Origin of the sequence: Oceanimonas sp. MB9 (assembly GCF_011319775.1) — a bacterium.
Lineage (GTDB): Bacteria > Pseudomonadota > Gammaproteobacteria > Enterobacterales > Aeromonadaceae > Oceanimonas > Oceanimonas doudoroffii.
The window spans coordinates 424107-449770 of the sequence record NZ_VFBE01000009.1 but is presented as its reverse complement, the minus strand read 5'-3'; the positions used below and the strand labels follow the sequence as shown (position 1 = coordinate 449770).

At 49.8% G+C, this 25664-nt stretch carries 19 protein-coding genes; 16 read left to right on the top strand and 3 right to left on the bottom strand.

Annotated elements, in window-relative coordinates; translation table 11 throughout:
- The first annotated feature begins 34 nt into the window (after window positions 1-34).
- The 13 genes from OJHNALOF_RS13445 to OJHNALOF_RS13385 all read left to right on the top strand — a co-directional run bounded on the left by OJHNALOF_RS13445 (window position 35) and on the right by OJHNALOF_RS13385 (window position 16882).
- Window positions 35-787, top strand: a complete 753-nt coding sequence (locus OJHNALOF_RS13445) for an ABC transporter permease (protein WP_370462328.1) — start codon at window positions 35-37, stop codon at window positions 785-787.
- Window positions 784-1452 carry an ABC transporter ATP-binding protein gene (locus OJHNALOF_RS13440; RefSeq protein ID WP_165662324.1) on the top strand — a complete coding sequence of 223 codons (669 nt, stop codon included), beginning with the start codon at window positions 784-786 and terminating at the stop codon, window positions 1450-1452. The genes OJHNALOF_RS13445 and OJHNALOF_RS13440 overlap by 4 nt, the downstream gene beginning before the upstream one ends.
- Window positions 1453-1526: 74 nt before the next feature.
- Complete coding sequence (locus OJHNALOF_RS13435; RefSeq protein WP_165662323.1) at window positions 1527-2609, top strand: chain-length determining protein; 1083 nt, start codon at window positions 1527-1529, stop codon at window positions 2607-2609.
- A gap of 138 nt (window positions 2610-2747) precedes the next feature.
- The gene (gene pseB / locus OJHNALOF_RS13430; protein ID WP_165662322.1) at window positions 2748-3746 is read left to right on the top strand and encodes a UDP-N-acetylglucosamine 4,6-dehydratase (inverting); all 999 of its coding nucleotides are present in this window, start codon (window positions 2748-2750) and stop codon (window positions 3744-3746) included.
- A gap of 3 nt (window positions 3747-3749) precedes the next feature.
- Window positions 3750-4910 (top strand): UDP-4-amino-4,6-dideoxy-N-acetyl-beta-L-altrosamine transaminase, encoded by a 1161-nt coding sequence (gene pseC / locus OJHNALOF_RS13425; protein ID WP_165662321.1) that lies wholly within the window; start codon window positions 3750-3752, stop codon window positions 4908-4910.
- Complete coding sequence (pseF, locus tag OJHNALOF_RS13420) at window positions 4907-5608, top strand: pseudaminic acid cytidylyltransferase (RefSeq protein ID WP_165662320.1); 702 nt, start codon at window positions 4907-4909, stop codon at window positions 5606-5608. Before pseC ends, pseF begins: the two co-directional genes overlap by 4 nt.
- Window positions 5605-7212, top strand: a complete 1608-nt coding sequence (gene pseG, locus OJHNALOF_RS13415; protein ID WP_165662319.1) for a UDP-2,4-diacetamido-2,4,6-trideoxy-beta-L-altropyranose hydrolase — start codon at window positions 5605-5607, stop codon at window positions 7210-7212. The genes pseF and pseG overlap by 4 nt, the downstream gene beginning before the upstream one ends.
- Window positions 7190-7816, top strand: a complete 627-nt coding sequence (locus tag OJHNALOF_RS13410) for a formyltransferase family protein (protein ID WP_165662318.1) — start codon at window positions 7190-7192, stop codon at window positions 7814-7816. The genes pseG and OJHNALOF_RS13410 overlap by 23 nt, the downstream gene beginning before the upstream one ends.
- 1 nt (window position 7817) lies before the next feature.
- Window positions 7818-8528: a WbqC family protein gene (locus OJHNALOF_RS13405; RefSeq protein ID WP_165662317.1), complete on the top strand. Its 711-nt coding sequence runs from the start codon at window positions 7818-7820 to the stop codon at window positions 8526-8528.
- Entirely contained in the window at window positions 8521-9579 is a 1059-nt protein-coding gene (gene pseI / locus OJHNALOF_RS13400) for a pseudaminic acid synthase (protein WP_165662316.1), read from the top strand. Before OJHNALOF_RS13405 ends, pseI begins: the two co-directional genes overlap by 8 nt.
- On the top strand, window positions 9572-10243 hold the full coding sequence (locus OJHNALOF_RS13395) for a PIG-L deacetylase family protein (protein WP_165662315.1): 672 nt from the start codon (window positions 9572-9574) through the stop codon (window positions 10241-10243). Before pseI ends, OJHNALOF_RS13395 begins: the two co-directional genes overlap by 8 nt.
- A 440-nt stretch (window positions 10244-10683) precedes the next feature.
- On the top strand, window positions 10684-14610 hold the full coding sequence (locus tag OJHNALOF_RS13390; RefSeq protein ID WP_165662314.1) for a hypothetical protein: 3927 nt from the start codon (window positions 10684-10686) through the stop codon (window positions 14608-14610).
- A 124-nt stretch (window positions 14611-14734) separates the two neighbouring features.
- Complete coding sequence (locus tag OJHNALOF_RS13385) at window positions 14735-16882, top strand: capsular polysaccharide biosynthesis protein (protein WP_165662313.1); 2148 nt, start codon at window positions 14735-14737, stop codon at window positions 16880-16882.
- A 93-nt stretch (window positions 16883-16975) separates the two neighbouring features.
- Here OJHNALOF_RS13385 and htpG read toward each other — a convergent pair whose 3' ends face one another.
- The 3 genes from htpG to fadI form a co-directional block, all read right to left on the bottom strand.
- Entirely contained in the window at window positions 16976-18892 is a 1917-nt protein-coding gene (gene htpG / locus OJHNALOF_RS13380; protein ID WP_165662590.1) for a molecular chaperone HtpG, read from the bottom strand.
- A 125-nt stretch (window positions 18893-19017) separates the two neighbouring features.
- Window positions 19018-21129, bottom strand: coding sequence for a fatty acid oxidation complex subunit alpha FadJ (gene fadJ / locus OJHNALOF_RS13375; RefSeq protein ID WP_165662312.1), 2112 nt, complete (start codon window positions 21127-21129; stop codon window positions 19018-19020).
- Complete coding sequence (gene fadI, locus OJHNALOF_RS13370; RefSeq protein ID WP_165662311.1) at window positions 21126-22439, bottom strand: acetyl-CoA C-acyltransferase FadI; 1314 nt, start codon at window positions 22437-22439, stop codon at window positions 21126-21128. Before fadI ends, fadJ begins: the two co-directional genes overlap by 4 nt.
- Window positions 22440-22667: 228 nt before the next feature.
- Here fadI and OJHNALOF_RS13365 point away from each other — a divergent pair, with 228 nt between their 5' ends.
- From OJHNALOF_RS13365 to putP, 3 genes are all read left to right on the top strand, one after another.
- Window positions 22668-23183: a sigma-70 family RNA polymerase sigma factor gene (locus tag OJHNALOF_RS13365; protein ID WP_240919731.1), complete on the top strand. Its 516-nt coding sequence runs from the start codon at window positions 22668-22670 to the stop codon at window positions 23181-23183.
- Window positions 23176-23904, top strand: coding sequence for a DUF3379 domain-containing protein (locus OJHNALOF_RS13360; protein WP_165662310.1), 729 nt, complete (start codon window positions 23176-23178; stop codon window positions 23902-23904). Before OJHNALOF_RS13365 ends, OJHNALOF_RS13360 begins: the two co-directional genes overlap by 8 nt.
- A 193-nt stretch (window positions 23905-24097) precedes the next feature.
- A complete protein-coding gene (putP, locus tag OJHNALOF_RS13355) occupies window positions 24098-25561 on the top strand; it encodes a sodium/proline symporter PutP (RefSeq protein ID WP_094198875.1) in 1464 nt (487 codons plus the stop codon).
- Window positions 25562-25664 lie beyond the last annotated feature (103 nt).

Here is a 25664-nt window from a genome sequence, read left to right as displayed (position 1 = left end):
GCCAAGCCGCACACCCTGGCAGGTGACCCGCAGCGTGTGGTTTGCCATGTTTATGCGTGAGGCGGTAAGCCGCACCATGGCCGACCGCATGGGCTGGTTCTGGATGATATTCGAGCCGATAGCCTTTATTACAATAATGGTGCTCATTCGAACCCAGCTAAGGGGCACCGACAGATTGATTATAAATGCCGATTTCATTCCCTGGATGGTTGCCGGCATGTTAGGTTTTTTTCTGGTGAGAGAAGGACTTACTCGAAGCCATGGTGCCATCGATTCTGTTCAGGCACTCTTTGCTTATCGCCAGGTACAACCGGTAGATGCCGTGCTGGTGCGCACCTGGGTAGACGGCACGCTGCGCACTGTGGTCTTTGCGCTGTTTGTAACCGGAGGGCTGTTGCTGGAGCTGGATATTTTCCCCGACAACGTCATTCTCGCCCTGCTGGGTTGGACCTCACTGTGGGCACTGGCCCTGGGGTTTGCACTGGTGGTATCGGTCACTGCTCACTTGGTGCCCGAAATTGGCAAAATCATTAAAATGCTGAGCTTGCCACTGATGATCATTAGCGGTGTTATTCTGCCATTAAACAGTCTGCCTCACAGTCTTCTTGAATATTTAATGCTTAACCCCATAGTGCACGGACTGGAACTGCTGCGCGCTAGCTTTTTTGAGCATTACCATATGGTTCCCGGTACCAGTGCACTGTATTTGTGGCTGTGGATTCTGGGGCTCAATGCCCTGGGACTGCTAATGCACCTGCGCTACAAAGAAAGGTTGAAAGCGAAATGATTACAATCAGCAACCTTTATAAACGCTACAACAACCGCGATGGGCGTGATGCCCCCTGGGTGCTGCAAGACATTAATCTCAGCATACCTAAAAACGTAAGTGTGGGCCTGTTGGGGCGCAATGGCGCCGGCAAGAGCACCCTGTTGCGACTAATTGCCGGTATGGACAACCCGGAACGGGGTAAAGTAGAACGCCATTGTCGGGTATCCTGGCCTATTGGCCTTTCCGGCGGTTTTCAAGGCTCCATGACCGGACGACAAAACGTTAAATTTGTAGCCCGGGTGCACGGTGCTGGCAATCAGACTCAGCGCATTATCGACTATGTAGAGAATTTCTCGGAGTTGGGCTCTGCCTTCGACCGCCCTATTAAAACCTATTCTTCCGGCATGCGCTCCCGGCTTAACTTTGGCCTTTCACTGGCCTTTGACTTCGATGTTTACCTCTCAGATGAAGCCACCGCCGTTGGCGATCGTGCCTTCAAGACAAAGGCCAGTAAAGCCTTTAAGGACAAAGTGGGTCAGGCCAGTCTAATCATTGTTTCCCACTCCGAAGGCATACTCAAAGATCTGTGCCAGGCCGGCATTTACCTCAAAAACGGCCAGGCCCAATGGTATGACGACATCAACGATGCCATCGCGGCCTACCACGAAGAAAGCAATCCCTAAGGGGCTATCTGTTTTTTGAGCTTAACGCTACGGCCAACAACCTTCACAAAATTCAAATCCAATACAGAGTTCACATGCATTACTTCATCAAAAAACAACCCCATTGGGCCGCCGCCCTGGTGGCAATTCTGGCCGTTGCCTTTTACTGGTTCGCCTGGGCGTCGGACAGATATGTGTCTCGCGCTACCGTAGTGCTGGAAAGCCCGCAAATTGCCGCACCCGAGTTCAACTTTGCCAGCCTTATTAGAGGGGGAGCTGGTCACAGTGATCTGCTACTGCTGCGCGAGCACTTGCTTTCTACCGATATGCTCAAAAAAGTAGAGTCTGAGCTGCCCTTTCGTGAGCACTACAGTAAAAATGGTGACCTGTTCGCCAGCCTGTGGGACCAGAATGCTCCCTTGGAAGAGTTGCACAAATACTATAAGAAACGCGTTAGCGTAGAGCTGGACGAATATGCCAGCGTACTGAACATAGAAGTGCAGGCCTTTACCCCGGAATTTGCACACGAACTGGCCCAACTGCTGCTAAGCGCCGGCGAAGCCCATATGAACGATATGGGCCAACGCCTGGCAGAAGAGCAGGTAAAATTTCTTGAGCAACAAACAAACCGATTGGGAGAAAGGCTGGACGAAGCCCACGCCAAGCTACTCGCATATCAAAACGAATATGGGCTTATCTCCCCCATACATACTGTAGAAAGTTTGAATCAGGTAGTGAGTTCCCTAGAAGGAGAGCTAGCCCGTCTGCAAGCTCGTTACTCCGCCGCCCAGAGCTACCAGAGCACCCGCTCTGCCGAACTGGTGCAAATAAGAGCCGAAATAAACGCCCTGCAACAGCAAATTGGCAAAGAGCAAAACCGACTGGCCAAAGAAACCGGCAGCGCTCTTAACCAGATTTCCGCCGGATACCAAGCACTGGAGCTGAAAGCCCAGTTTGCTCAGCAAACCTATTCCAGCGCACTGGCGGCACTGGAGAGCACTCGTATAGAAGCTGCCCGCAAACTTAAGCAGGTAAGCGTGCTGCAAAGCCCACTACAGCCAGAGTATGCCACTCAGCCTGAGCGGCTATATAACACTAGTATGTTTGCTATTATTATTCTTTTTTTCACCTTTATCGTTAGTATGTTGATAGTAATCATTCGCGACCATAGAGACTAACCATCATCACAGCTCATAAAATTTAAAAAATAAAAAAGATAGTACCGGAGTGAAAGCAAATCATAAAAATCACTAAAAAGTTAAAATGTAACTTTCATAGCCTCTTTTAAATTCAACCTTAAACTAAAGAGTTAAAATATGTTTTCAAATAAAACCATCCTTGTTACCGGCGGCACCGGCTCATTCGGTAACACTTTTGTACCGATGACCCTTGAGAAATACAACCCTAAAAAAATCATCATTTTCTCTCGTGATGAGATGAAACAATGGGATATGGCAAAGAAGTATCAAGGGGATCCTCGTGTTCGCTTTTTTATTGGTGATGTTCGTGACAAAGAGCGCCTGTACCGTGCCCTGGACGGTGTGGATTATGTAGTTCATGCGGCAGCCACCAAGATAGTTCCCACCGCCGAATACAACCCCTTTGAATGTGTTAAAACCAATGTAGATGGCGCCATGAACCTGATCGATGCCTGTATTGATAAAGGGGTAAAAGGGGTAGTGGCTTTATCTACCGACAAGGCCAGCAGCCCTATTAACCTTTATGGTGCTACCAAACTCGCGTCGGACAAGCTATTTGTCGCCGGTAACGCCTATTCAGGTGAGCATGGAACCCGCTTCTCGGTGGTTCGCTATGGCAACGTAATGGGCTCTCGTGGCTCAGTAATTCCTTTCTTTATGTCCATCAAAGACAAAGGGGTACTGCCCATTACCGATCCGCGTATGACTCGCTTCATGATCTCCCTTGAACAAGGTGTTGAGCTGGTATGGCATGCTTTTGAAGACATGGAAGGCGGAGAGATTTATGTGAAAAAAATCCCCTCCATGAAAGTAACCGATCTGGCCCGCGTTGTTGCCCCCGAGGCAGAACAAGAAATCATTGGTATTCGCCCGGGTGAAAAGCTGCATGAACAGATGATCAGTGCAGAAGATGCTTACTATACCTATGAATACCCCGAGCATTTCAAGATCCTGCCAACTATCAACGACTGGGCCAGTTGTGAAAAACGAATCAAGAATGGTCAGAGAGTACCGGAAGGCTTCGTCTACTCCAGTGACAACAATGCCGAATGGATGACCGATATTGAACTGCAAGCCTGGATTGAAACTAACCGTGAAAAAATTGGGAGCATCTAAAGCATGATCCCGTACGGCAGACAAGACATCACTCAGGCTGATATTGATGCGGTAGTGAATGTGCTGCAGTCCGACTTTCTTACTCAGGGGCCATTGGTGCCCCGTTTTGAACAGAAAGTGGCGCAACACGTTGGGGCAAAACATGCCTTGGCTGTAAACAGTGCCACCAGTGCCCTGCACATCGCCTGCATGGCACTGGGGCTGGGTCAGGGAGACTGGCTTTGGACTACTCCGGTCACCTTTGTAGCCTCGGCAAACTGCGGCCTTTATTGCGGAGCGCAAGTTGATTTTGTCGATATTGATCCGCGAACTTATAACCTCTGCCCACAAGCACTTGCAGCCAAACTGGCAGTAGCAGAGCGTGAGGGACGTTTGCCTAAGGTTCTGGTTGCCGTGCATCTTTGCGGCCAGCCCTGTGACATGCAGGCGATTAATGAGCTGGCACAGCGCTATGGTTTTAAGGTGATTGAAGATGCCTCTCATGCCATTGGAGGCAAGTATCAAAGAGAATTCATCGGTAACGGCCGCTACAGCGATATTACCGTATTCAGCTTTCATCCAGTCAAGATAATCACCACAGCCGAAGGCGGCATGGCACTGACCAATGATGATACCCTGGCAGAGCGCATGGCCTTGCTTCGCAGCCATGGCGTGACACGAGAGCCATCATTAATGACCCATGCCGCTCACGGCCCCTGGTACTATCAACAAGTGGAGCTGGGCTTCAACTACCGCATGACCGAGTTACAAGCCGCGCTGGGCGTAAGCCAGTTAACCCGGTTAGATGACTATGTGGCTCGCCGTCATGCTCTGGCGCAACGCTACGATGAATTACTTAGCAACCTGCCGGTGAGCCTACCCTGGCAACACCCTGACAGCTACTCCGGGTTCCACCTGTATGTAATACGGCTGCAACTGGATCAGATCACGATGACCCACCGTGAGGTATTTGAAGCGCTGAGAGATAAGGGAATTGGCGTTAACGTTCATTACATTCCGGTGCATACCCAACCCTACTATCAACAGATGGGCTTCAAAGACGGTGATTTCCCTCAGTCCGAGGAGTATTACCGTGAAGCCATCAGCCTGCCGCTGTTTCAGACACTGACTCACCAGCAACAAGACCAGGTAGTGGCTACCCTGGAGGAGGTACTGCTGGCATGAAGGTAGCGATTATCCCCGCTCGCGGTGGCAGTAAGCGGATTCCACGTAAAAACATCAAAATGTTTTGCGGTAAGCCCATGATCGCCTGGTCTATAGAAGCGGCAAAAGCCAGTGGCTGCTTCGATAAAATCATCGTATCCACGGATGACATGGAAATCGCTGAAACTGCTAAAAAATGGGGGGCAGAAGTTCCTTTTATGCGCCCAGCTAAATTATCAGACGATTACACGGGTACAATTCCGGTGATATGCCATGCCGTACAATGGTTACAGGAACACAAAGTGGCCGTAGACTACGCGTGTTGCATTTATGCCACGGCGCCTTTTGTTTCCGCCGAAGATCTGCAACGAGGCTGGCAGTTGATCAATGGCGCAGCACACAATTATGCTTTTTCCGTTACCAGCTATGCCTTCCCGATCCAGAGGGCCATTCGGATTACTGAGCAGGGCAGGGTAAGCATGTTCAACTCCGAGCACTTTATGACCCGATCTCAGGATCTGGAGGAAACTTGGCACGATGCCGGGCAGTTCTATTGGGGCACAGCATCCGCCTGGCTGGAGGAAAAGCTAATCTTTACCGACAGCTCGGTGCCAGTAATTTTGCCCCGCCACTGTGTACAGGATATTGATACCCCAGAAGACTGGGTTCGTGCAGAGTGGCTGTTCAAGGCCATGCAGGCAATAACGGAGGCCGGATGAGGATCGTCTTCCGAGCTGATGCGTCTATTCAGATTGGCACCGGCCATGTAATGCGCTGCTTAACCCTGGCCGAAGAGCTGACCCGCCAAGGTCATGAATGCCTGTTTATCTGCCGTGAGCATAAAGGGCATCTGGGCGACTTTATCAGGGAAAAAGGCTTCGTACTTCACTTACTATATTCAAGTAATGAAAAGCAGCACGCTCCTGATACACTAAACTGGAATACTCATGCGAAATGGCTAGGTGTATCTTGGCAGCAGGATGCCGAACAGACTCTCTCCACCCTAATTCAGCAGCCTGTTGATTGGCTGGTAGTTGATCACTATGCGCTGGATGCCCGCTGGGAACAACTGGTTGCTAAATACACCAAGCACATCATGGTGATTGATGACTTGGCAGACAGGCTGCACCAGTGTGACATGCTGCTGGATCAAACTTTTGGCCGCCAGTCTGTAGATTATCGCGAGTGGGTGCCTGCCAACTGTGAGCTATTATGTGGTTCTCAATATGCACTGTTGAGGCCGGAATTTGCAGAGTTAAGACATTACAGTTTACAACGCCGAGCTAAACCAGAATTACATAGCCTACTAATCACCATGGGTGGTGTGGATAAGGACAATATCACAGGTCAAGTACTTGATGCCTTGCGCGAGAGCACACTTCCCCACTATTGCAAAATTACCGTTGTAATGGGCTCAACGGCTCCTTGGCTGGAAGCGGTGAAACAACAGGCAGAAACAATGCCTTGGCCGACTGAAGTCAAAGTTGGAGTCCGTAATATGGCACAACTGATGGCCGAAAGTGACTTGGCAATTGGTGCGGCCGGGGCAACGGCTTGGGAGCGTTGTTGTTTAGGCTTACCTTCAATCCAGGTCATAGTTGCAAAAAATCAGCTTTGGATAGCTAGAGCTTTAAATAAAGTAAGGGCAGCATTTTTATTAAATAATATAAGCTCTGTCCATGATGCGATTTCCTACACTATAAAAAGCCTCAGCAGCATGAGTCATGAGTCACAAAAAGTGACCGATGGGAAAGGAGCCTTAAAGGTTTTTGAAAAAATGACTGATATATTTCATGACCCCAACTTTAAATATGATGCCCGATATAGCATGCACTCTTTTCAGTGCTTAAGCATTAAAGAATCAGAAAAAATATTAGAAATGCGCAACCACCCTAATGTTAGAAAATGGATGCACAACCCTAGTGAGATCAGTATAAATGAGCACCTAAACTTTATTGAAAACTTAAGGAAAGGTGAAAAGGAATATTTTTCAATAAAAGACAACAATCGAATTATTGGTGTCCTATACTTCACTGATTTTAACAAAGAACATGATAGCTGCTATATCGGTTTATATAAAAATTTCAACTCACCCCAAAAAGGTGATGGCAGCGTGATAATGAAAGTTGCTATTTATTACGCCGTCAATTCTTTAGGTCTAAATAAAATTTACTTAGAGGTTTTAAAAGATAACTTAGCAGCCATTAAGTTATATGAGAAGTTTGGATTTGAAAAAGTTGAAAGTTACAACCTTCTTAACAGAGTTGTTTTGATGGAAAAGTCTATTTTAAGGAGTGGTAATGAAAAATTTATTTCTAGGTAGTTTCCTACCAGTTCTTCATGTTTTCTTTAATTCTGTTAAGAATGTTGTTGTTGCTATAGAGCAGAAAAACTTAGATTCAGAAATACATCACTATTGTGTAAATAACGAAATAGATTTTTATATTGTGGAAAACCTAGAAGATTTATTTTCTATAAATAATGATAGTAGTTATGACACGGTTTTGATTGCGGGGTGTGGGATTATTCTGAACGACAAGTTTATTTCAAAGTGCAATAAAATATATAACTTTCACCCCGGAGATGTTCATACATGTAGAGGACGGCACCCACTTCCTGCCGCAATTAAGCGAGGGGATAAAAAGATGGCTATTTCAGTCCATCAAATATTAGATGAAAAAATTGACAAAGGACCACTCTTCGCTCAAGTTTTTTTTGCAATCAATTACAATGAATCTTATAAAGAGAATGAAAAACGATTGCTTTCATGTCTTTCTTTTCTTACTAAACAACTTTTAGAGGTCCTTTTAGTTTCGAAGAGTTTCCCTACCTGGGAATGGCAACCTGCTGAAAATAGCTATTTAAAAAGGCTTGATAGTAAAGAGCTGAATAGTATTTTTGAAGCTAAAAAAATAAAGGATATATAAAGTGAACATTGTTATCTCTCAGCCACGTTATCTACCGGCCATAAATTACCTTCAGCGCCTTTATTTTTCTGATTTTTTTATACTTTTAGACAATGTTCAAAGACAGTCCCGCGGTTATGAAAATAGAAATAAGTTGTTGACTCCAACGACTAAATGGCTTTCAATCCCAATAGAATCAAGCTCACGTGCTGCAATATTTGAAACTAAGATTACAGATTCTCCCAGCTGGATTTCAGAGCATAAGAACATCATTAAATCAGCGTATCATAAGCACCCTTTTTTCGATGAAAACATCCTTGAAACCCTCTATACAGGAATGGAAGGGAAGTTATTTTTTACAGATGCAGTAGAAACATTCCTAGACAACTCTTGCTCTCTCATAAACTTCAAGCCAAATATGATTAGGGCTTCTAATCTTTTAGGTAAGAGTAAAGAGAGTGGAGTTGTGAATATCGTAAACTTGGTCGATAGAATTGAAGCTGACAATAAGGTCTATGTTTCAGGTAGTAATGGTCGGGATTATGGTATCTTAGGTGCTTTTCGGCAACGTGGTGTTGAAGTTTGCTTTCATGACTGGACTCCAAATGAGTACCGTCAAAAAAATCAAATTGATTTTATCCCTTATATTGCTTTCATAGATTATATATTTAATATGGGAGTGGATAAACTTGAAAATGTTGTGAAATCTGAGCCGGAGTTTTTTTATGAGTAATTCTTTTGATATTGCCAATCGTAAAGTAGGTGAAGGTGAGCCTGTTTATATTATATCCGAACTTTCAGCTAACCACCTTCACAACTTGGACTATGCATTAAAAATTGTTGAAATATCTGCAGCTTGTGGTGTAGACGCTATTAAGATACAAACACTAACAGCTGACACAATGACAATTAATTGTGATAAACCGGAGTTTATAGCGGGTGGTGGTACTATTTGGGATGGGCGTAAGTTATATGATCTATATTCAGAAACACCATTGCCCTATGAATGGCATGATAAAATATTCAATAGAGCCCAAGAGCTTGGCATAGACTGCTTCTCTACTCCCTATGACTTAACTGCACTAGAATTCCTTGATCAGTTTGACATGCCTGCTTATAAAGTTTCTTCTTTTGAAATAGCTGACATTCCTTTGATTGAAGCAATAGCAAAAAAAGGTAAACCAGTTATAATTTCAACCGGCATAGCAGAGCTAAAAGATATTCAGGAAGCTGTTGACGCTTGTTATCGCCAAGGCAATAACCAAGTAGCCTTGCTTAAATGTACATCTGCTTATCCCGCACCTTATAGCTCTTTAAACCTGAAAACAATCCCTAATTTAAAAAACACCTTTGGGGTTGTATCCGGTCTTTCAGATCATACATTAGGTATTGAAGTGCCCGTAGCAGCTGTTGCTCTGGGAGCTTCAATAGTTGAAAAGCATGTCACTTTAGACCGAAGCTTAGGTGGGCCAGACGCAGAGTTTTCATTAGAGCCAGACGAATTAAAACAAATGGTTAATAGCATCCGAAATATTGAACAGGCTTTGGGGAAGGTTAGTTATTCAATTTCAGATAGAATAAGAGAAAACAGGATTAGATTTGGTAGATCTCTATATTTTGTAAGAGATATAGAGAAAGGTCAGATAATTTCTAAAGAAGACGTACGCTCTATACGACCAGGGTATGGCTTACCACCAAAATATATGAATGACATTGTTGGAAAAAAAGCAACCAAAAATATCGAAAGAGGAACCGCTGTCAAATGGAGTTTTGTAAATGAATAAAGTGGTCCTTGTTGTTGCCGCCCATACAGATGATGAAGCTCTTGGGTGCGGCGGCACCATCGCCAAGCATGTATCACAGGGCGACACTGTATACGCTGTATTCCTTGCTGATGGGGTAACTTCTCGTCCCAATGCCACTTCCGAAGAGTTGGAAACTCGAAACGCAGCGGCCACTAGGGCACAGGCAGTCCTCGGGATCAAAAAGAGCTATATGCTTGGGTTCCCAGATAATCGCATGGACAGTATCCCCCTGTTGGACATTGTTCAAAAACTTGAAAGCGTACTGGAAGAAATACAACCACAGGTGATCTATACGCACCATCATGGGGATCTGAACATCGACCACCGCATCACCCATCAAACTGTAATGACTGCTTGTCGGCCTGTGCCGGATGCATCTGTTAAAGAAATCTATGCCTTTGAAGTATTGTCGGCAACCGAGTGGAATACACCCGGTTTAGCCCCATTTGTACCCAATACCTTCATTGATATAACGGAGCAATTAGATACAAAAATGGAAGCCCTTGATGCTTATGCACTGGAAATGCGTGAAGCACCACACTCCAGATCGCTGGGTAATACCAAGCAGCTAGCAGCATTTAGAGGAAATAGTGTTGGTGTAAAATTTGCTGAATCACTTATGCTCATTCGTCATTTGTCATAATATATATCAGTAATCTTCAGTTTTTGAGAAAAAACCTACACTTCATTATTTAAACCCCTGTCAGCTCAGTGAAGGTTTTTACTGAGCCGACATCCTTTAAAATACCATTACATAATATATCTTGGCAAGCTTCTTGTAAGTAGATTACATGCAAGAACTCACGGAGAAAAGAAATTTCATCATATCCCACACAGCGCCTTTAAACTGATAACAATATCGCCAACTGGACCTAATGATAAATACCAAGCCTGAGATTAAACCAGTGTCTAAAATTTTTAAAAGTTATGGTACATAGAGTAAAAGTGAAATTTTTACTCTATGTATCTTATTTATAAAAAATAAACCGCAACACCCGGCTAATATCCAAAGAAATATCCAACGCATATTCATATATACCTCATCCACCCCGGCTTAAAAATACAATTCAACAGGAAGTCACAATGTTAAGACTAGAGTTATCAAAAAATCGAGATAACAAAAATAATAAATTACCTATTGAATTTCAAGGAAGAAACTGGATCGATAAGCCCAATGCACCTATTGCCATATTATTTGGATTTAACCCTTGGAAAAGAAATATAATACATCATTTCATTCCTGAGTACAGAGTTGCTTATTGTTTAGGAAAGGCTTCCTGGACCAGGCTATATAACAAATTCATAAAACATATAGATAAAGACCAGGAATTGATTTTTATCAAATGGGGTAAAAAAGAACTACCACTTTACACTAAGTTATTCATATACAAAGAAAAAAATATAAGCCGTAGAAATATAAGCATAAAGTCTGTAGAGGATGGTTTTGTTCGTTCTATCGGCACGGGCTTGTTACATACAAGACCTGCCTCCCTCTGCATTGATGGTAAAGGAATATACTTTGATGCAAAAAACAGTTCTGATTTAGAAGAACTGTTCAACACTTTTGATTTCACCGCAGAACAAGAGCTATTAAAAAGGTCAGAGCGCTGCCTTGATTTTTTTAAGTCTGCTTCAATAACAAAGTACTATGATGCGGATAAAAAGTTAGCTACAGAAGAAACATTTAAAAGAAAAAGCAATTACTCTATTCTTGTTATCGGACAAGTAGAAGATGACGCATCCATAACCTATGGGAAGAGCAGAATAAAACTAAATACCGATCTTGTTATGGAGGCTGTTCAAGATTTCCCAGATGCTGACATCTATTTTAAACCACACCCGGATTACTTAGCCAAGAATAGAAAATCTAGATCAGACATCAATAAGTTAAAGGATGTATGCGCAATACTCCCTCCAGAAACAAGTCTAGATGAAGCCATTGCTAAAGTAGATCACGTTTATACCATATCATCTCTTGCCGGATTTGATGCTTTAATAAGAGGAGTAAAAGTTACAACTTGCGGCCTCCCCTTTTACTCAAACTGGGGATTAACAATAGATAAAATTAAAACCAAAAGACGTAGAAGAAACTTATCAATCACTGAACTCTTTGCTCTTTCTTATATTGTATACCCTCGGTATGTTCATTTAGAAAGTGATGAGTTTGTTAGTCTTGAAGAAACTGCCAGCTACTTCCTTTTTGAGGCTATCAAGCACTATGACACTTTCAAGCTCCACGAGCTAGATATATTCAACAAATCTAAAAATTTGTTATGCAAGTTCTCTACACCATTAAAATTAATTTCTTATTTATATGATACAGGCACATATGCCGAAGGTAAAAGCAATATTATAATGGAGTTTATCCGTGAGGACTTTAGACTTCATCATTACAAACAGATAAGTTACATCCTTGCAAAAACGTCAAATTATGATGCTTTGGTCGAATATTCAAATTATTGCATAGCGCATTTAAAAGAGTCGACTCAGAACATCCATAAAAACACTTCTCTTCTTAAAAACTTCCTATATGCACTTTCTTTATCACTAAAAAATTCTAATGGACGAGTAATTAATCAACTTCCCGACTTATCTGATTCCATTACAAAAATCCCTGGGAATGATTCAAACTTAAATGAAATAATAAAAAACTATATAACCTGCTGCTCATTCAACTTACAATACGAAAATATAGAAACACTAATAAACAAATTAGAGCCAAATGAAAAGCCCTCTAGCTTCAAGGTCCACTATGACATTGAAGACCACATACAGGAATCACTTTTATTTTCTGTTTCAGGTGGTATTTATAGAAGCTTGACTCAAATCCTATCAGCAAAGCCATCAAGATCAGAAAGAGATATTGAGAAAAGGCACCAACTTAAAACTAAAACATCTTCATTACTACTAGCTCACCTGAACAAAAAACATGCAAATGAGTATTGCTACAAGCTAAACAATGCAATATGTGGAGTAGCTCAGAACGATTATCTTTCCGTTGAAAATGAGGTTAATAAACTCATAGAACTAATAGATAAAAATAATCTTAAAAAGCATATACAGTCCAAAAAAAGAAATAAAGATGTTATATCTATAGCTTCATACTTAATAAAATATAAAAAAATAAAAACTGTTGAAAGCTTAATGGAATTACTTTCAGACATTGAAAGCTCAGAAGCGGGCTCTTTATTGACACTCAGCTATCATAAAGCAAAAGGAGATTTAAAAAGTTACTTTAATAATTACAATAGGCTTCCCTTACACATAAAAAAATCTGAGAAAACAGCAACAGCCTATGCGCGAACCTTGCGAGAATGTGGACATTTACATGCAGCTTTGGAACAATATCAATCATTAGAAAAAAGAGCTAACACATTAGCCCGAAGGATGAATATCAAAGCCGAAGTAGATAAAGTCAGATTTTGTATCAGGTCAAGTGAGATATTAAACTCCGTACCTCAGCCTAACTTACCTAAAGGAGTGGTGTTTCTCGCCTCGCAGACCTGCTTTAACACTTTGGCCATGATGATACCCAGCTTGGTTGAGCTTAAGAAAAAAGGCTATGCGGTTATAGGTCTAACGAAAGGCATGCTGATACAAGAAAGTACTGGATTAGGGTTTATAGACAAATTTCAAGACTCTATCCCTTTAGATCTAACCGACATCAGAACAAAAGAAGATTTAAAAAATCAGTGGCATATCGATTGGAATAAAAAAACCATAGAGTCATCAGGGATTAATTTCTACCAAAGTTTTTATGAACGACTATCCACATCAGTAAGACGTTACCATGTCGATATTAACCAAAAGAATGTATATAATGAGTTCCTAACCCAGTTAACCCGTTCAGATACATGCTTAAGTCTCTGTGAAGACATATTCAATAGCATTGTTAAAGAATATGAAATCCCTGTTACATTTATCACAGGAAACAGTCATGTAACCCCTTATTCTATATTTAGAGACTTTGCCCGACATAAAAACCATCCTTTGGTCGGCTTTATTAATTGTAATGTCGCTTACGAATCCTATTTTTCAAACCTTGGCAGCAAATTTGCGAACACCATGTGTGTCACTGATATGACTCTACATCCAACTATTCGTGCTCCATTTATGGCTCGAAGAGAACAGTTCGAAACTTGGTATGAAAAAAATAAAGAAGATCAAGGTTACATCAATAAAACTGAGTCTCTGATAAAAGTAAACCGAGTAGGATCATCATCAGATGAAAAGGAAATTGAAATAATTGAGTACATTAGAAAAGAAAAATCTAATGGAAAGAAAATCATATGTGCCTTTGGAAAGGTTCCAGTTGATCTTAATGTTCCTATTGATGGTGGTCCCGCGCATGAAGACATGGCTGACTGGATAAACCATACAGTCGAAGTTTGCAATAGCCTAGATAATGTCGTACTACTCGTAAAACCCCACCCACATGAATTAAAGCCTGAGATTGCATTAGATCTGGTTGAAGGGTTCAACGAGTTAATAACCCATACTCCTAATGATAATGTCATATTACTCGGGCACAGAGACATTAACGGTCATGCACTAGCTCCACATCTAGACCTAGCCATACTTTATAATGGTTCAAGCTCGCTAGAATTGACAGCTCAAGGTGTGCCAGTATTAATGACTTCCCATTTTGGGAGGTATGACTACCCTGTTGATTTAAACTATCCAGTAAGCAGAGAACAATACAGGAATTACATCACTTCTGGCAATTACAAAAAACCAGACTTTGAAGTAAGAAAAAAGGCTGCATTTCTCATCAGTTACCTTGGGACAGAAGAAATATCAATACTCAACCAATATTCCCTTCGCCAAATCACCAATGATAAAATTGGAATCCCGTCTTGGAATGAAGAAAAAATATCTCACTTCTTGAGTCATGGAGACCCCAAGATGGAATTAGTTGCATCTAGAATCATAGAGAAGTTTGAACGCACGACCTCTGATGGAAACTTAAAAGAAGAGGCACCTTCTCTCATGGCTCAGAATCATCAATAGACATACCAAATTAACCATATAAACGGCCCTCTTATAATAACTTAAGGGGGCTACCAAAAAACACTCACAACAACAAGCAATCATAAAAGACTTCTCATTAAGATAATCAAAAAAATTAGAACCCATGCTTCTTACATTTTCACTTGGAATTTTAAAAAAAAAGAAAGAACTATATAACCTCTTAACTCCACATGAATTACCCACAACCATAAGAATAAATATAAATGCGGTTATAGGATGGGGACATAAACCTAACACCAAATATGCAATAGCTATTGCAAAATACCTTAACTACCCTTTCTGGCGCCTAGAAGATGGCTTTATCGGTTATATCGGCCATCCGGCCAGTGGCGGCCACCGGTTGTCATTGATCGTGGACGAAACGGGAGTGTATTACGACGCCACCCGACCAAGCGATCTTGAGCTCATGCTGCAAAACCTTGACTGGTGGAATAATGGCTGGCGGCAACGGGCCGAAGCGCTGCGCCAGACTCTGGTTGAGCATGGCATTACCAAATATAACTGTTATGCCAGTCATACCCTGCCAACGACCGTGGCAGACAGGTTGAGCAGCACCAGCTCCAAGGTGCTGGTGATTGATCAGACCAAAGGCGATCAGTCGGTACGGCTGGGGTTGGCCAGTGAAGCGTCATTTACCAATATGCTGGCTGCCGCCAGGGCCGAGAACCCTAGCGCCCAGATTATTGTGCGCACCCACCCGGATGTGCTGCTTGGGAAAAAACAGGGTTATTTAACCCATGCTGCCGAACCCGATGTGTTGCTGCTGGCAGACAGCATCAACCCCTTCGCCCTGATGGCCGAGGTGGACAAGGTATATACCGTCACCTCCCAGTTGGGCTTTGAAGCGCTGCTGGCCGGTAAACCAGTGGTGTGTTTTGGCGCGCCTTTTTATGCAGGCTGGGGCGTAACCGACGATCGCATCACCATACCGCGCCGGGGTGAACCGCGCACAGTGCCGCAACTGCTGGCGGCGGCCTATTTGCGTTATTGCCGCTACCTGGATCCGGTGACCGGCGAGCGTTGCGAGCTGGAAGATTTGCTGGATTTGATTTTGGCGCAACGCGCACCGGTGCCGCCGGTGAATGAGCTGTATGCGGTAGGGTTTTCGTTGTGGAAACGGGCTTTTGTACGGCAATTTGCGAAACGCTATGCCGACAAGGTGACCTTTGTTGATCGTATTCCGGACAGCGGCGTTATGCCTGGCAGTGCGGTAGAGGCTGAAAAGGCCATGGATTCCCGCCTGCGCGGGAATGACGAGGGGGGACGCGGGAATGACAAAATGGGTGGTGGGAATGACGAAGCGGGATGCGGGAATGACAATAATGCCGTGCTGGTATGGGGTCGCAAATTCGAGCAACAGGCAGCCGCCTGCTCATTGCCGGTGTGGCGCATGGAAGACGGCTTTTTACGCTCGGTGGGGCTGGGCTCGGATCTTCGCCGGCCGGGATCCCTGGTCATTGATCCTGTGGGCATGTATTACGATCCGCGCACGCCGAGTGCCATTGAACATTATTTAAAGCATCATGACTTTTCTGCTCTAGAGATTGAGCTGGGCAAACGGCTGTTAACGTATTTTCGTGAGCAGTCGTTGACCAAATACAACGTAGGTACGCGCCGCCAGCTTGACTGGCGGGCGCAGGCCGGCGGTCACCCGGTCATCCTGGTGCCCGGTCAGGTGGATGACGATGCCTCGGTGCAACTGGGCAGCCCGTTCGTGGCCGGTAACGCCGCCTTGCTAAAAGCGGTGCGGGCTGCTCATCCCGATGCCTTTATCGTGTTCAAGCCGCACCCGGATGTGGTGAGCGGAAACCGCAAGGGCCAGGTTCCGAAGAGCGTGCTGGCAGCGTGCGTAGATCGGGTGGAAACCGAGGCCGGTATTGTCGACTGCCTGAATGCCTGCGATAACGTGCATGTGCTCACGTCTTTAACCGGGCTGGAGGCGCTTATTCGTGGCAAGCCGGTCACGGTCTGGGGCCAGCCGTTTTATGCCGGCTGGGGGCTGACCACGGATATATATCCGGTTTCCCGCCGGGGGCGTGTCCTGTCTTTGCCTGCCCTGATATATGCCACCTACGCCTGGTATCCCACCTATGTGGATTACAAAACCGGGCTTTACAGCACGCCGTTGCGCATGGCGCGCCAGCTGGCCAGGGAACGTGAAAGCCAACGCGAGCCAAAAAGCGCCCTGCTGCGACTGCTACACCGCCGCTTGCGCAAGGCACGTTTTTTATGGGAAGCGTTAACAGGCTGAGCCTGTCTCCTTTCCCCGCCTGCGTAAACGTCACAAGGCATAACGAAAAAACCCGGCACCAGGCCGGGTTTTGCGTTTATGGCATTATGCTGATCAGTCGAGCAGCAGACGGTTTATCCGGGCCACAAAGGCGGCGGGGTCTTTCAGTCCGCCCTGCTCGGCAAGCTGGGCCTGCTCCAGCAGCAGCTGGGACCATTCGTTGAACTGCTCGCCCTCGCCCAGGCTTTCCAGTTTTTTCACCAAGCTGTGCTCGGGGTTCAGCTCCAGAATGTATTTCTGCTCGGGCACCGGCTGGCCGGCGGCGCGCATCAGCTTGATCATCTGGGTGCTCATATCATGCTCGCCGGCCACCACGCAAGACGGGGTGCTGGTCAGGCGGTGGGTCAGGCGCACTTCCTTCACCTCGTCACCCAGAGCGGTTTTCACCCGCTCCAGCAACGGCTTGAGGGCTTCCTTCGCTTCTTCCTGGGCCTTCTTGGTTTCTTCGTCGTCCAGCTCACCCAGATCCAGCTCACCCTTGGTCACGGACACAAACTGCTTGTCCTTGAACTCGCTCAGGTGGTTCATCAGCCACTCGTCCACCCGCTCCCACATCAGCAGCACTTCAATGCCCTTCTTGCGGAAGATTTCCAGGTGCGGGCTGTGGCTGGCGGCGGCGTAGCTGTCGGCGGTGATGTAGTAAATCTTGTCCTGGCCTTCCTTCATGCGCTCAATGTAGTCAGCCAGTGATACGGTCTGAGCGTCGGCGTCGTTATGAGTGCTGGCAAAGCGCAACAGGCCGGCAATCTGCTCGCGGTTGGCGAAGTCTTCCGCCGGGCCTTCTTTCAGCACGTTGCCGAACTCTTTCCAGAAGCCCTGGTATTTTTCGGCGTCGTTCTTGGCCATCTGCTCCAGCATGGACAGCACCCGCTTGGTGCAGGCCTTGCGCAGCTGGGCGGTTACCTTGTTGTCCTGCAGAATTTCGCGGGACACGTTCAGCGGCAGATCGTTGGAGTCGAGCACCCCCTTCACAAAGCGCAGATAGGTGGGCATGAATTGCTCGGCGTCGTCCATGATGAACACCCGCTGCACATACAGCTTGAGGCCGTGGCTCTGATCGCGGTTGTACAGATCAAAGGGCGCCTTGGCGGGCACATAGAGCAGGCTGGTGTATTCCTGGTTGCCTTCCACCTTGTTGTGGCTCCAGGCCAGGGCGTCCTGCCAGTCGTGGGAGATGTGCTTGTAGAATTCCTGATATTCCTCGTCGCTCACCTCACCCTTGGCACGAGTCCACAGGGCGGTAGCCTTGTTCACCTGCTCCCACTGGCCTTCGGTGGCCGGCGCGGTGACTTTGCCCTCTTCATCGGTCTGCTCGGGATCGCCGTCTTTCCACATTTCCACGGCAATGCTGATGTGATCGGAATACTTGCCCACAATGCTGCGCAGGCGCCAGTCGTCGAGGAACTCAAGCTCTTCTTCACGCAGGTGCAGAATAACGTCGGTGCCGCGGCCGGTTTTCTCGATGTCGGCCACGGTGAAGCTGCCGTCACCGTCGGATTCCCAGCGCACGCCGCGATCGGCAGCTTCGCCGGCGGCCCGGGTCAGCACGGTGACCTTGTCGGCCACGATAAAGGCGGAGTAGAAGCCCACACCAAACTGACCGATCAGCTGAGAGTCCTTGGCCTGATCGCCAGACAGCTGGCTGAAGAAGGCCTTGGTGCCCGACTTGGCAATGGTACCCAGGTGCTCGATCACCTCGTCGCGGGTCATGCCAATGCCGTTGTCGGAAATGGTCAGGGTTTTGTTGTCCTTGTCGATGACCAGGCGCACCCGCAGGTTGCCGTCGCTCTCGAACAGGTCGCTGTCAGACAGCGCCTTGAAGCGCAGTTTGTCGGCAGCATCGGCGGCGTTGGACACCAGCTCACGCAAAAACACTTCTTTGTTGGAGTACAGGCTGTGGGCCATCAGGCTCAGCAGCTGCTTGACTTCGGTTTGAAAACCATGGGTTTCGGTATGCACGGCTTCGGTCATCATCATGTTCCTTGCTTGGTTTAACCTACAGCGAGAAAGATGGGGATGACCGGGCCGTTTTCAAGGGGGAAAGACAAAAACAATACAAGGGTTCGGCGTCATTTCAGGGATCACACCGCCCCTGCTCAGTAATAACTCTCCCCTTGCTCGGCCATTTGCCTGAGCGGCGCGCAGGGGGTAAAGCGTTCGCCGTATTTGCGCACATATTCCTCCATTCTGGCGACCATGGTGTCGATGCCCTGCTGGTGCAGGTAATGAAAGGGACCACCGGTAAAGGGCGGAAAACCAATGCCAAACACGGCGCCAATGTCGCCATCCCGGGGCGAAGCCACCACGCCCTCGCTCAGGGCCAGAGCCGCTTCATTAAGCATCAACAATACGCAGCGTTCGGCCATGTCCCGGGCCGGCAGCCGAGCCTGGGGCGTCAGCTCCAGCAGGTGATAGAGCCCGGGATCCGCCGGTTTGCCTTTTTTGTCAAAGGCGTAGAAGCCCCGGCCGTTTTTCTTGCCGAGACGCTTGTCTTCCAGCAGTTTGCCAAAGGCGGCCGGCGCCCTGAAACGGCTGCCCAGCTCCTCTTCCAGCACGGGGGCAATGTTGGCGGCCACGTCGATGCCCACTTCATCAAGCAAGGTCAGGGGCCCTACCGGAAAGCCGTAGTCCACCAGCGCCCGGTCAATGGCCTCGACGGGCTCGCCTTCCAGCAGCAGACGAATCGCCTCGTTGATATAGGGAGCCAGAATGCGGTTCACGTAAAAGCCGGCGCTGTCTTTTACCACTATGGGGGTTTTGCCCTGAGCCCGGGCCAACTTCAGCGCCGTGGCCACCGTGCCTGCGCTGGTGCCGGCATGAGGAATGATCTCGGCCAGGGGCATTTTGTCTACCGGGCTGAAATAATGCAGCCCCACGACCCGTTCGGGCCGCTCAGCCCCTTCGGCAATGCGGTGAATGGGCAATGACGAGGTATTGCTGGCAAACACCCCGTGGGCGGGACCATGCTTTTGCACTTCCCGCACCATACGGCGCTTGATCTTTAAATCTTCAAACACCGCCTCCACCACCACATCGGCCCGGTTAAAGCCGCTGTAGTCCAGGGTGCCGGTCAGCCGAGCCAGTTGCCGGTTCATCTCGGGACGGCGCAGGTGCTTTTTCTTTACCTTGTCATTGAGCAGGCGATGGGTCATGGCCATGGCCTGATTAATCCCTCTGTCATCAATGTCCTTGATGCGCACCGGCAGGCCGGCCCGGGTGGCGGTCACATAGGCGATGCCGCCGCCCATCAGGCCACCGCCCAACACCCCCACCCGCGCCACCGGACCGGGCTCGGCGCCCTGATAGCTGGTCTCCTTTTTCATGTCGGTGGTGGCAAAAAACAGTCGGCGCAGCGAGGCCGACTCGGGCGTCATCACCAGAAAGCCAAAGGCTTCGGCTTCGGCTTTCAGCCCCTCGGCCATGCCCCGCTCATAACCGGTGCGCACCACTTCCAGCAGTCGCTCCGGCGCCGGATAATTGCCCCGGGCTTTGCGCCTGAGGGTGCTTAGAGCCTTGTCGAACACCACCTTACGGCCCAGGGGGTTGCCTTCCAGCATGAGGGATTTTAACCCCCTGGTGCGGTGCCGGGCGGGCTTGCCCCGTTTTGCCAGGGCGATGGCGGTCTCCAGCAATATGCTCCGGGGCACCATATCGTCGACCAGCCCCGCCTTGAGTGCCTGCTTTGGTCTGAGCTGTTTACCGGTGAGCATCATGTCGAGGGCCTTCACCAGTCCCACCCGCCGGGGCAGGCGCTGGGTGCCACCGGAACCGGGAATCAGCCCCAGCTGCACCTCGGGCAACCCCAGTCGAGTGAGGTCGTCGTCGCTGCACACTCGGCCGTTGCAGGCCAGCGCCAGCTCCAGCCCTCCCCCCAGGCAGGGGCCGTGAATGGCGGCGATCAGCGGCAGATCCAGTGCTTCCAGTTCATTGAACAGCGCCTGCCCGGCCCGGGACAGGGCCTCGGCTGCTTCGGCACTCGCGCAGTCATCCAGCATATGCACGTCGGCGCCGGCAATAAAGGCGTCGGGCTTGCCGGAGCAAAACACCAGGCCCTTGATATCATCTTGAGCGCGAATGTCGGCCAGCAGGGTGCGCAGTTCGTCGGCAAAGCTCGCGCGCAGGGTGTTCATGCGCTCGCCGGGCACGTCCATGGTAATAATGCCGATGTGGTCTTCGATGTGCAGGGTAAAGGTGGTTGATTCGCTCATTGGGCCGCCTCCAGAACCATGGCCACGCCCAGGCCGCCGGCGGCGCAGGCGGTGGTGAGTGCCAGACCGCCGCCCCGGCGGTGCAGCTCATTCAGGGTTTGGGTGATGATGCGCGCGCCGGTGGCGGCAAAGGGATGGCCGTAGGCCAGGGAGCCGCCAAGCACGTTGAATTTACTCATGTCCACGGTGCCCACCGGCGCCGCCAGCCCCAGCTCGTTTTCGGCAAAGGTACGGCTTTCCAGGCACTGCAGGTTGGCCAGGGCCTGGGCCGCAAAGGCTTCGTGCATATCGACCAGATCCATATCGGCAAGCGTGCAGCCGGCCTGTGCCAGGGCCTTGGGAATGGCGTAGCTCGGCCCCAACAGCATGTCGCGCTTCACGCCAAGGGCGGCATAGGCATGGCTGCGTAAATAGCCCAAGGGCTTCAGCCCCAGGGCCCGGGCGCGGCTTTCGGTCATCATCAGCACGGCGGCGGCGCCATCGGTCAGTGCCGTGCTGTTGCCGGCGGTTACGGTGCCGTGGCGCTTGTCAAAGGCGGGCCTGAGCCGGGCGTAGTCGTCCAGGGTGGAGTCGGGCCGCAGGGTATTGTCCTGCTTCAGGGGAGCCTCAAACGGCGGCACATAGGCGGTCATCACTTCATTGTTGAGCCAGCCCTGCTCCCAGGCGCCGGCGGCCAGCCGGTGAGAGCGCAGGGCAAATTCATCCTGCTCCCGGCGGGAAATGCCGTGGCTCTTGGCCATTTGTTCGGCGGTCTGGCCCATGGTCAGGCCGGTGGAATATTCCGCAATGGCCGGCGGCACCGGCGCCAGATCCCTGACTTTCAACCGGCGCAATATGGCCAGCTTTTGTGTCAGGCTTCTGGCCTTGCTGAGCGCCAGCAGGGCGTCGGCAAAGGCGCGGGACACACCGATGGGCAACACCGAGGCGGAATCGGCGCCGCCGGCAATGCCCACTTGCACCCGGCCCGCCAGCATCGACTCGGCCAGGCTCGACACCGCCTGAAAACTGGTGGCGCAGGCCCGGGTCACGCTGTAGGCATCGGTGCTCACCGGCAATTCGGTGGCCAGCACGATCTCCCGGGCAATATTGGGGGCACTGGGCATCAGGATCACCTGGCCGAACACCAGCTGTTCAATGTCACCGGCCGCCACCGGCGTGCGGGCCAGCAGCTCGGCCACCACCATACGCCCCAGATCCAGCGCCGGAATGCCGTTCAGGGCGGTGGCCTGGCGGGCAAAGGGGGTTCGCAGGCCGGTCACGAAGGCGACGCGATCGCCCTGCCGGGTGGTAAGGGGAAATGTCGACGGCATGCTTGCTCCTTTTCCTGTGGCAACAAGAGGTCTGACCTCAAACATAGTAGCAACGGCAAAACCGGTTTCAAACAGGTTCGTTCGTTTTTACCTGGCAAGGCCGGGGTGACAAGGTGGTCGCCACGGGCAGCAACACTGGTTAGACTGAAAACAGGCTCCTACACGGGTTGAGTGATGATTTCCGTATTTAAGCGAAAGCAACAGGGGCAGCAAACGGTCTCAAAAAGCATGATGATAAAACAAAAGCGCTATGAGGCCTTGGTGTATGCCCTGCATGGCGATCTGTTTCGCTATGCCTTTTGGCTGTGCCACGACCGTCAGGTGGCGGAAGATCTGGTACAGGAAACCTTTCTGCGCGCCTGGAAGGCCCTCGACAGCTTGAAGGAAGAAAAAGCCGCCAAGGCCTGGCTGATCACCATATTGCGTCGGGAAAATGCCCGTCGGTTCGAACGCAAGCAGTTCGATTTGGTAGACATTGAAACCACGGCGGTGCCCGATCGCAAGGCACCGGGCCTGGAACAAAACATGGAAAACGAATGGCTGCGCCGGCACATTGCCGAGCTGGCCCCCGAATATCGCGAGCCGCTGTTGCTGCAGGTAATTGGCGGCTTCAGTGGAGAAGAAATTGCCGGAATACTGGATTTGAATAAAAACACCGTAATGACCCGCCTCTTTCGCGCCCGAAATCAGCTGCGAGAGGCCATTGAGCAAGACAAGACAGCAAGAGGTCGATGCAATGGATGATCTGGAGTTCCGCCGCCGGGCCTACGCGGATCCCGATGACAAAAGCCCGGAGTTTTTACGTGCGTCTTCCGCCCATGCCGGCAACCGCCAGTTTCTGGAAGACATGAAAGGCTTTAACCACAAGCTTGCCCGCGCCCTGGACGAGCCTGTGCCGCCAAGCCTGCCCGACAAACTGATGCTATCGCACCTGCTGCGCCAGCCGGAAAGCCGCCCGCTGCCGGGCTGGCGACATTTGGCCATGGCCGCTTCGGTGGCCTTTGCCCTGGGGTTTGCCACCCGCTTTGTGACCTTTTCGCCCCAGGCTGCGGCCGGCCCACCCTCGGTGGCCCAGGTGGCCCTGCATCATGTTATGCGGGAAATGCCCTTTACTCACTATATTGACGAGGAAGTGACCCTCACCACGGTCAATGCCAAGTTGCGTCCTTATGGTACACAGCTGCACGATATGGCGGAGGTCGGTAAGGTCTATTACGCCAACCACTGCATGTTTGCCGGCGGTCCGGCCGCCCACCTGGTGATTCAGGGCGAGCATGAACGGGTGCATGTTTTTCTGGTGCCCATGGAGCGACCATTGCAAATACAAAGTCGCTTTACCGAAGACAACCTGCACGGCGAAGTCATGCCCATGAGTTACAACCGTCTGGTGGTGGTCAGCGACCGCGGCGAAGACGTGCACCGCATGGCGCAAAAGGTCAAGGCATCACTGGAAAAGGCCATCTGAATACAGGCGAAGCGCCGGCCAGCCGCTGGCGCTTCATCTTGCTTCGCGCAAACCCCACACCACACTCACATTTTTCAATGCTCGTGCCGTTCGAGGCCAGACTACTATAAGAGTTGTGCCGCTTTTGGTGTAACATTCTGACCCCTTCTCGAACGGAAGCCTCCAATGCTGTTTGCAACAACAGGAATGTGCTATGACCATTGAACTCCCCATTCTTATCACCTTTGTCGGCTACCTGGTGCTGACCATGTTGATCGGTGTGGTGGCCTACAAGGCCACCAGTTCACTCAGTGACTATATTCTCGGTGGCCGCCGCCTGGGACCGAGCGTGGCGGCACTCAGCGTGGGCGCCTCGGACATGAGCGGCTGGCTGCTGCTGGGCCTGCCCGGTGCCGTTTACCTGCACGGCCTGAACCAGGCCTGGATAGGCATTGGCCTGGTGGTCGGCGCCTGGCTCAACTGGCTGTTTGTGGCCAAGCGGTTGCGGGTCTATACCGAGCAGGCCAACGACTCCCTCACCCTTCCCGACTTTCTGGAGAACCGGCTGGACGACCGCAGCGGCCTTATTCGCGTGATCTCGGCGCTGACCATACTGGTGTTTTTTGTGTTCTACACCTCTTCCGGCCTGGTGGGCGGCGCCATTCTGTTTGAACAGGTCTTTGGCCTGCCCTATCTCACCGCCCTGCTGGTGGGTGGCAGTGTGATCGTGGCCTACACCTTTATGGGTGGGTTTCTGGCGGTGTCCTGGACCGACTTTTTTCAGGGCATTTTGATGCTGATCGCCCTGATCGCCATGCCCTGGGCAGTGATGAACGAACTGGGTGGCATGGAACAGACCATGACCACCCTTACCGCCATGGATGCCCACAAACTGGAACTGTTCCACGACTTCTCGCTGTTTGGCGGGCTCAGCCTGATGGCCTGGGGCCTGGGCTATTTTGGCCAGCCGCACATTCTGGCGCGCTTTATGGCGATTGACTCTCCCCGCTCGGTGCCGCTGTCACGGCGCATTGCCATGAGCTGGATGGTGCTGTCGCTGATCGGTGCCCTGGGCGTGGGCCTGGCGGGTGCAGTGTATTTTGCCGATGCGCCGCTGGCTAACCCGGAGACCGTGTTCCTGGCGTTGTCCAACGCCGTGTTCAACCCCTGGGTGGCCGGCCTGCTGATCGCCGCCATCATGTCGGCCATCATGAGTACCATCGACTCCCAGTTGCTGGTGTGCTCGTCCGCCCTGACCGAAGACTTCTACAAGCGCTGGCTCCGCCCTCATGCCAGCGACAATGAACTGGTGTGGGTGGGCCGCTTCGCGGTGCTGGCCGTGGCGGTGGCCGCCATGTTGATCGCCCTGGATCCGCAAACCACGGTGCTGGGCCTGGTGAGCTACGCCTGGGCCGGCTTTGGCGCCGCCTTTGGGCCGGTGATCATTCTGTCGGTATTCTGGCCGCGCCTGACCCGTAACGGCGCCCTGGCCGGCATTGTGCTGGGGGCACTCACCGTGATCGGCTGGAAGCAGCTGGAAGGCGGCCTGTTCGATCTCTACGAAATCGTGCCCGGATTTATCATCTGTGCCCTGGCCTGTATCCTGGTCAGCCGCAAGGACAAGGAGCCGTCCAAATCGGTTACCCTGGCCTTTCGCCGCATGGAGTCCGAGCTGTAAGCCTTGATGACCCTCACAAAAGGGGCCGTATGGCCCCTTTTTTTGTAAGCAGCCGTTTTACATTTACCCCGCGCTTACCTAATCTGCCAAGCAGCAGCGCTGC

Coding starts and splice junctions, on each gene's coding strand:
- pseF (WP_165662320.1), top strand. CDS start 4,907: ATGAAGGTAGCGATTATCCCCGCTCGCGGTGGCAGTAAGCGGATTCCA.
- htpG (WP_165662590.1), bottom strand. CDS start 18,892: ATGACCGAAGCCGTGCATACCGAAACCCATGGTTTTCAAACCGAAGTC.
- pseI (WP_165662316.1), top strand. CDS start 8,521: ATGAGTAATTCTTTTGATATTGCCAATCGTAAAGTAGGTGAAGGTGAG.
- fadJ (WP_165662312.1), bottom strand. CDS start 21,129: ATGAGCGAATCAACCACCTTTACCCTGCACATCGAAGACCACATCGGC.
- pseC (WP_165662321.1), top strand. CDS start 3,750: ATGATCCCGTACGGCAGACAAGACATCACTCAGGCTGATATTGATGCG.
- OJHNALOF_RS13390 (WP_165662314.1), top strand. CDS start 10,684: ATGTTAAGACTAGAGTTATCAAAAAATCGAGATAACAAAAATAATAAA.
- OJHNALOF_RS13365 (WP_240919731.1), top strand. CDS start 22,668: ATGATGATAAAACAAAAGCGCTATGAGGCCTTGGTGTATGCCCTGCAT.
- OJHNALOF_RS13385 (WP_165662313.1), top strand. CDS start 14,735: ATGCTTCTTACATTTTCACTTGGAATTTTAAAAAAAAAGAAAGAACTA.
- OJHNALOF_RS13395 (WP_165662315.1), top strand. CDS start 9,572: ATGAATAAAGTGGTCCTTGTTGTTGCCGCCCATACAGATGATGAAGCT.
- fadI (WP_165662311.1), bottom strand. CDS start 22,439: ATGCCGTCGACATTTCCCCTTACCACCCGGCAGGGCGATCGCGTCGCC.
- OJHNALOF_RS13410 (WP_165662318.1), top strand. CDS start 7,190: ATGAAAAATTTATTTCTAGGTAGTTTCCTACCAGTTCTTCATGTTTTC.
- putP (WP_094198875.1), top strand. CDS start 24,098: ATGACCATTGAACTCCCCATTCTTATCACCTTTGTCGGCTACCTGGTG.
- OJHNALOF_RS13440 (WP_165662324.1), top strand. CDS start 784: ATGATTACAATCAGCAACCTTTATAAACGCTACAACAACCGCGATGGG.
- OJHNALOF_RS13435 (WP_165662323.1), top strand. CDS start 1,527: ATGCATTACTTCATCAAAAAACAACCCCATTGGGCCGCCGCCCTGGTG.
- pseB (WP_165662322.1), top strand. CDS start 2,748: ATGTTTTCAAATAAAACCATCCTTGTTACCGGCGGCACCGGCTCATTC.
- pseG (WP_165662319.1), top strand. CDS start 5,605: ATGAGGATCGTCTTCCGAGCTGATGCGTCTATTCAGATTGGCACCGGC.
- OJHNALOF_RS13360 (WP_165662310.1), top strand. CDS start 23,176: ATGGATGATCTGGAGTTCCGCCGCCGGGCCTACGCGGATCCCGATGAC.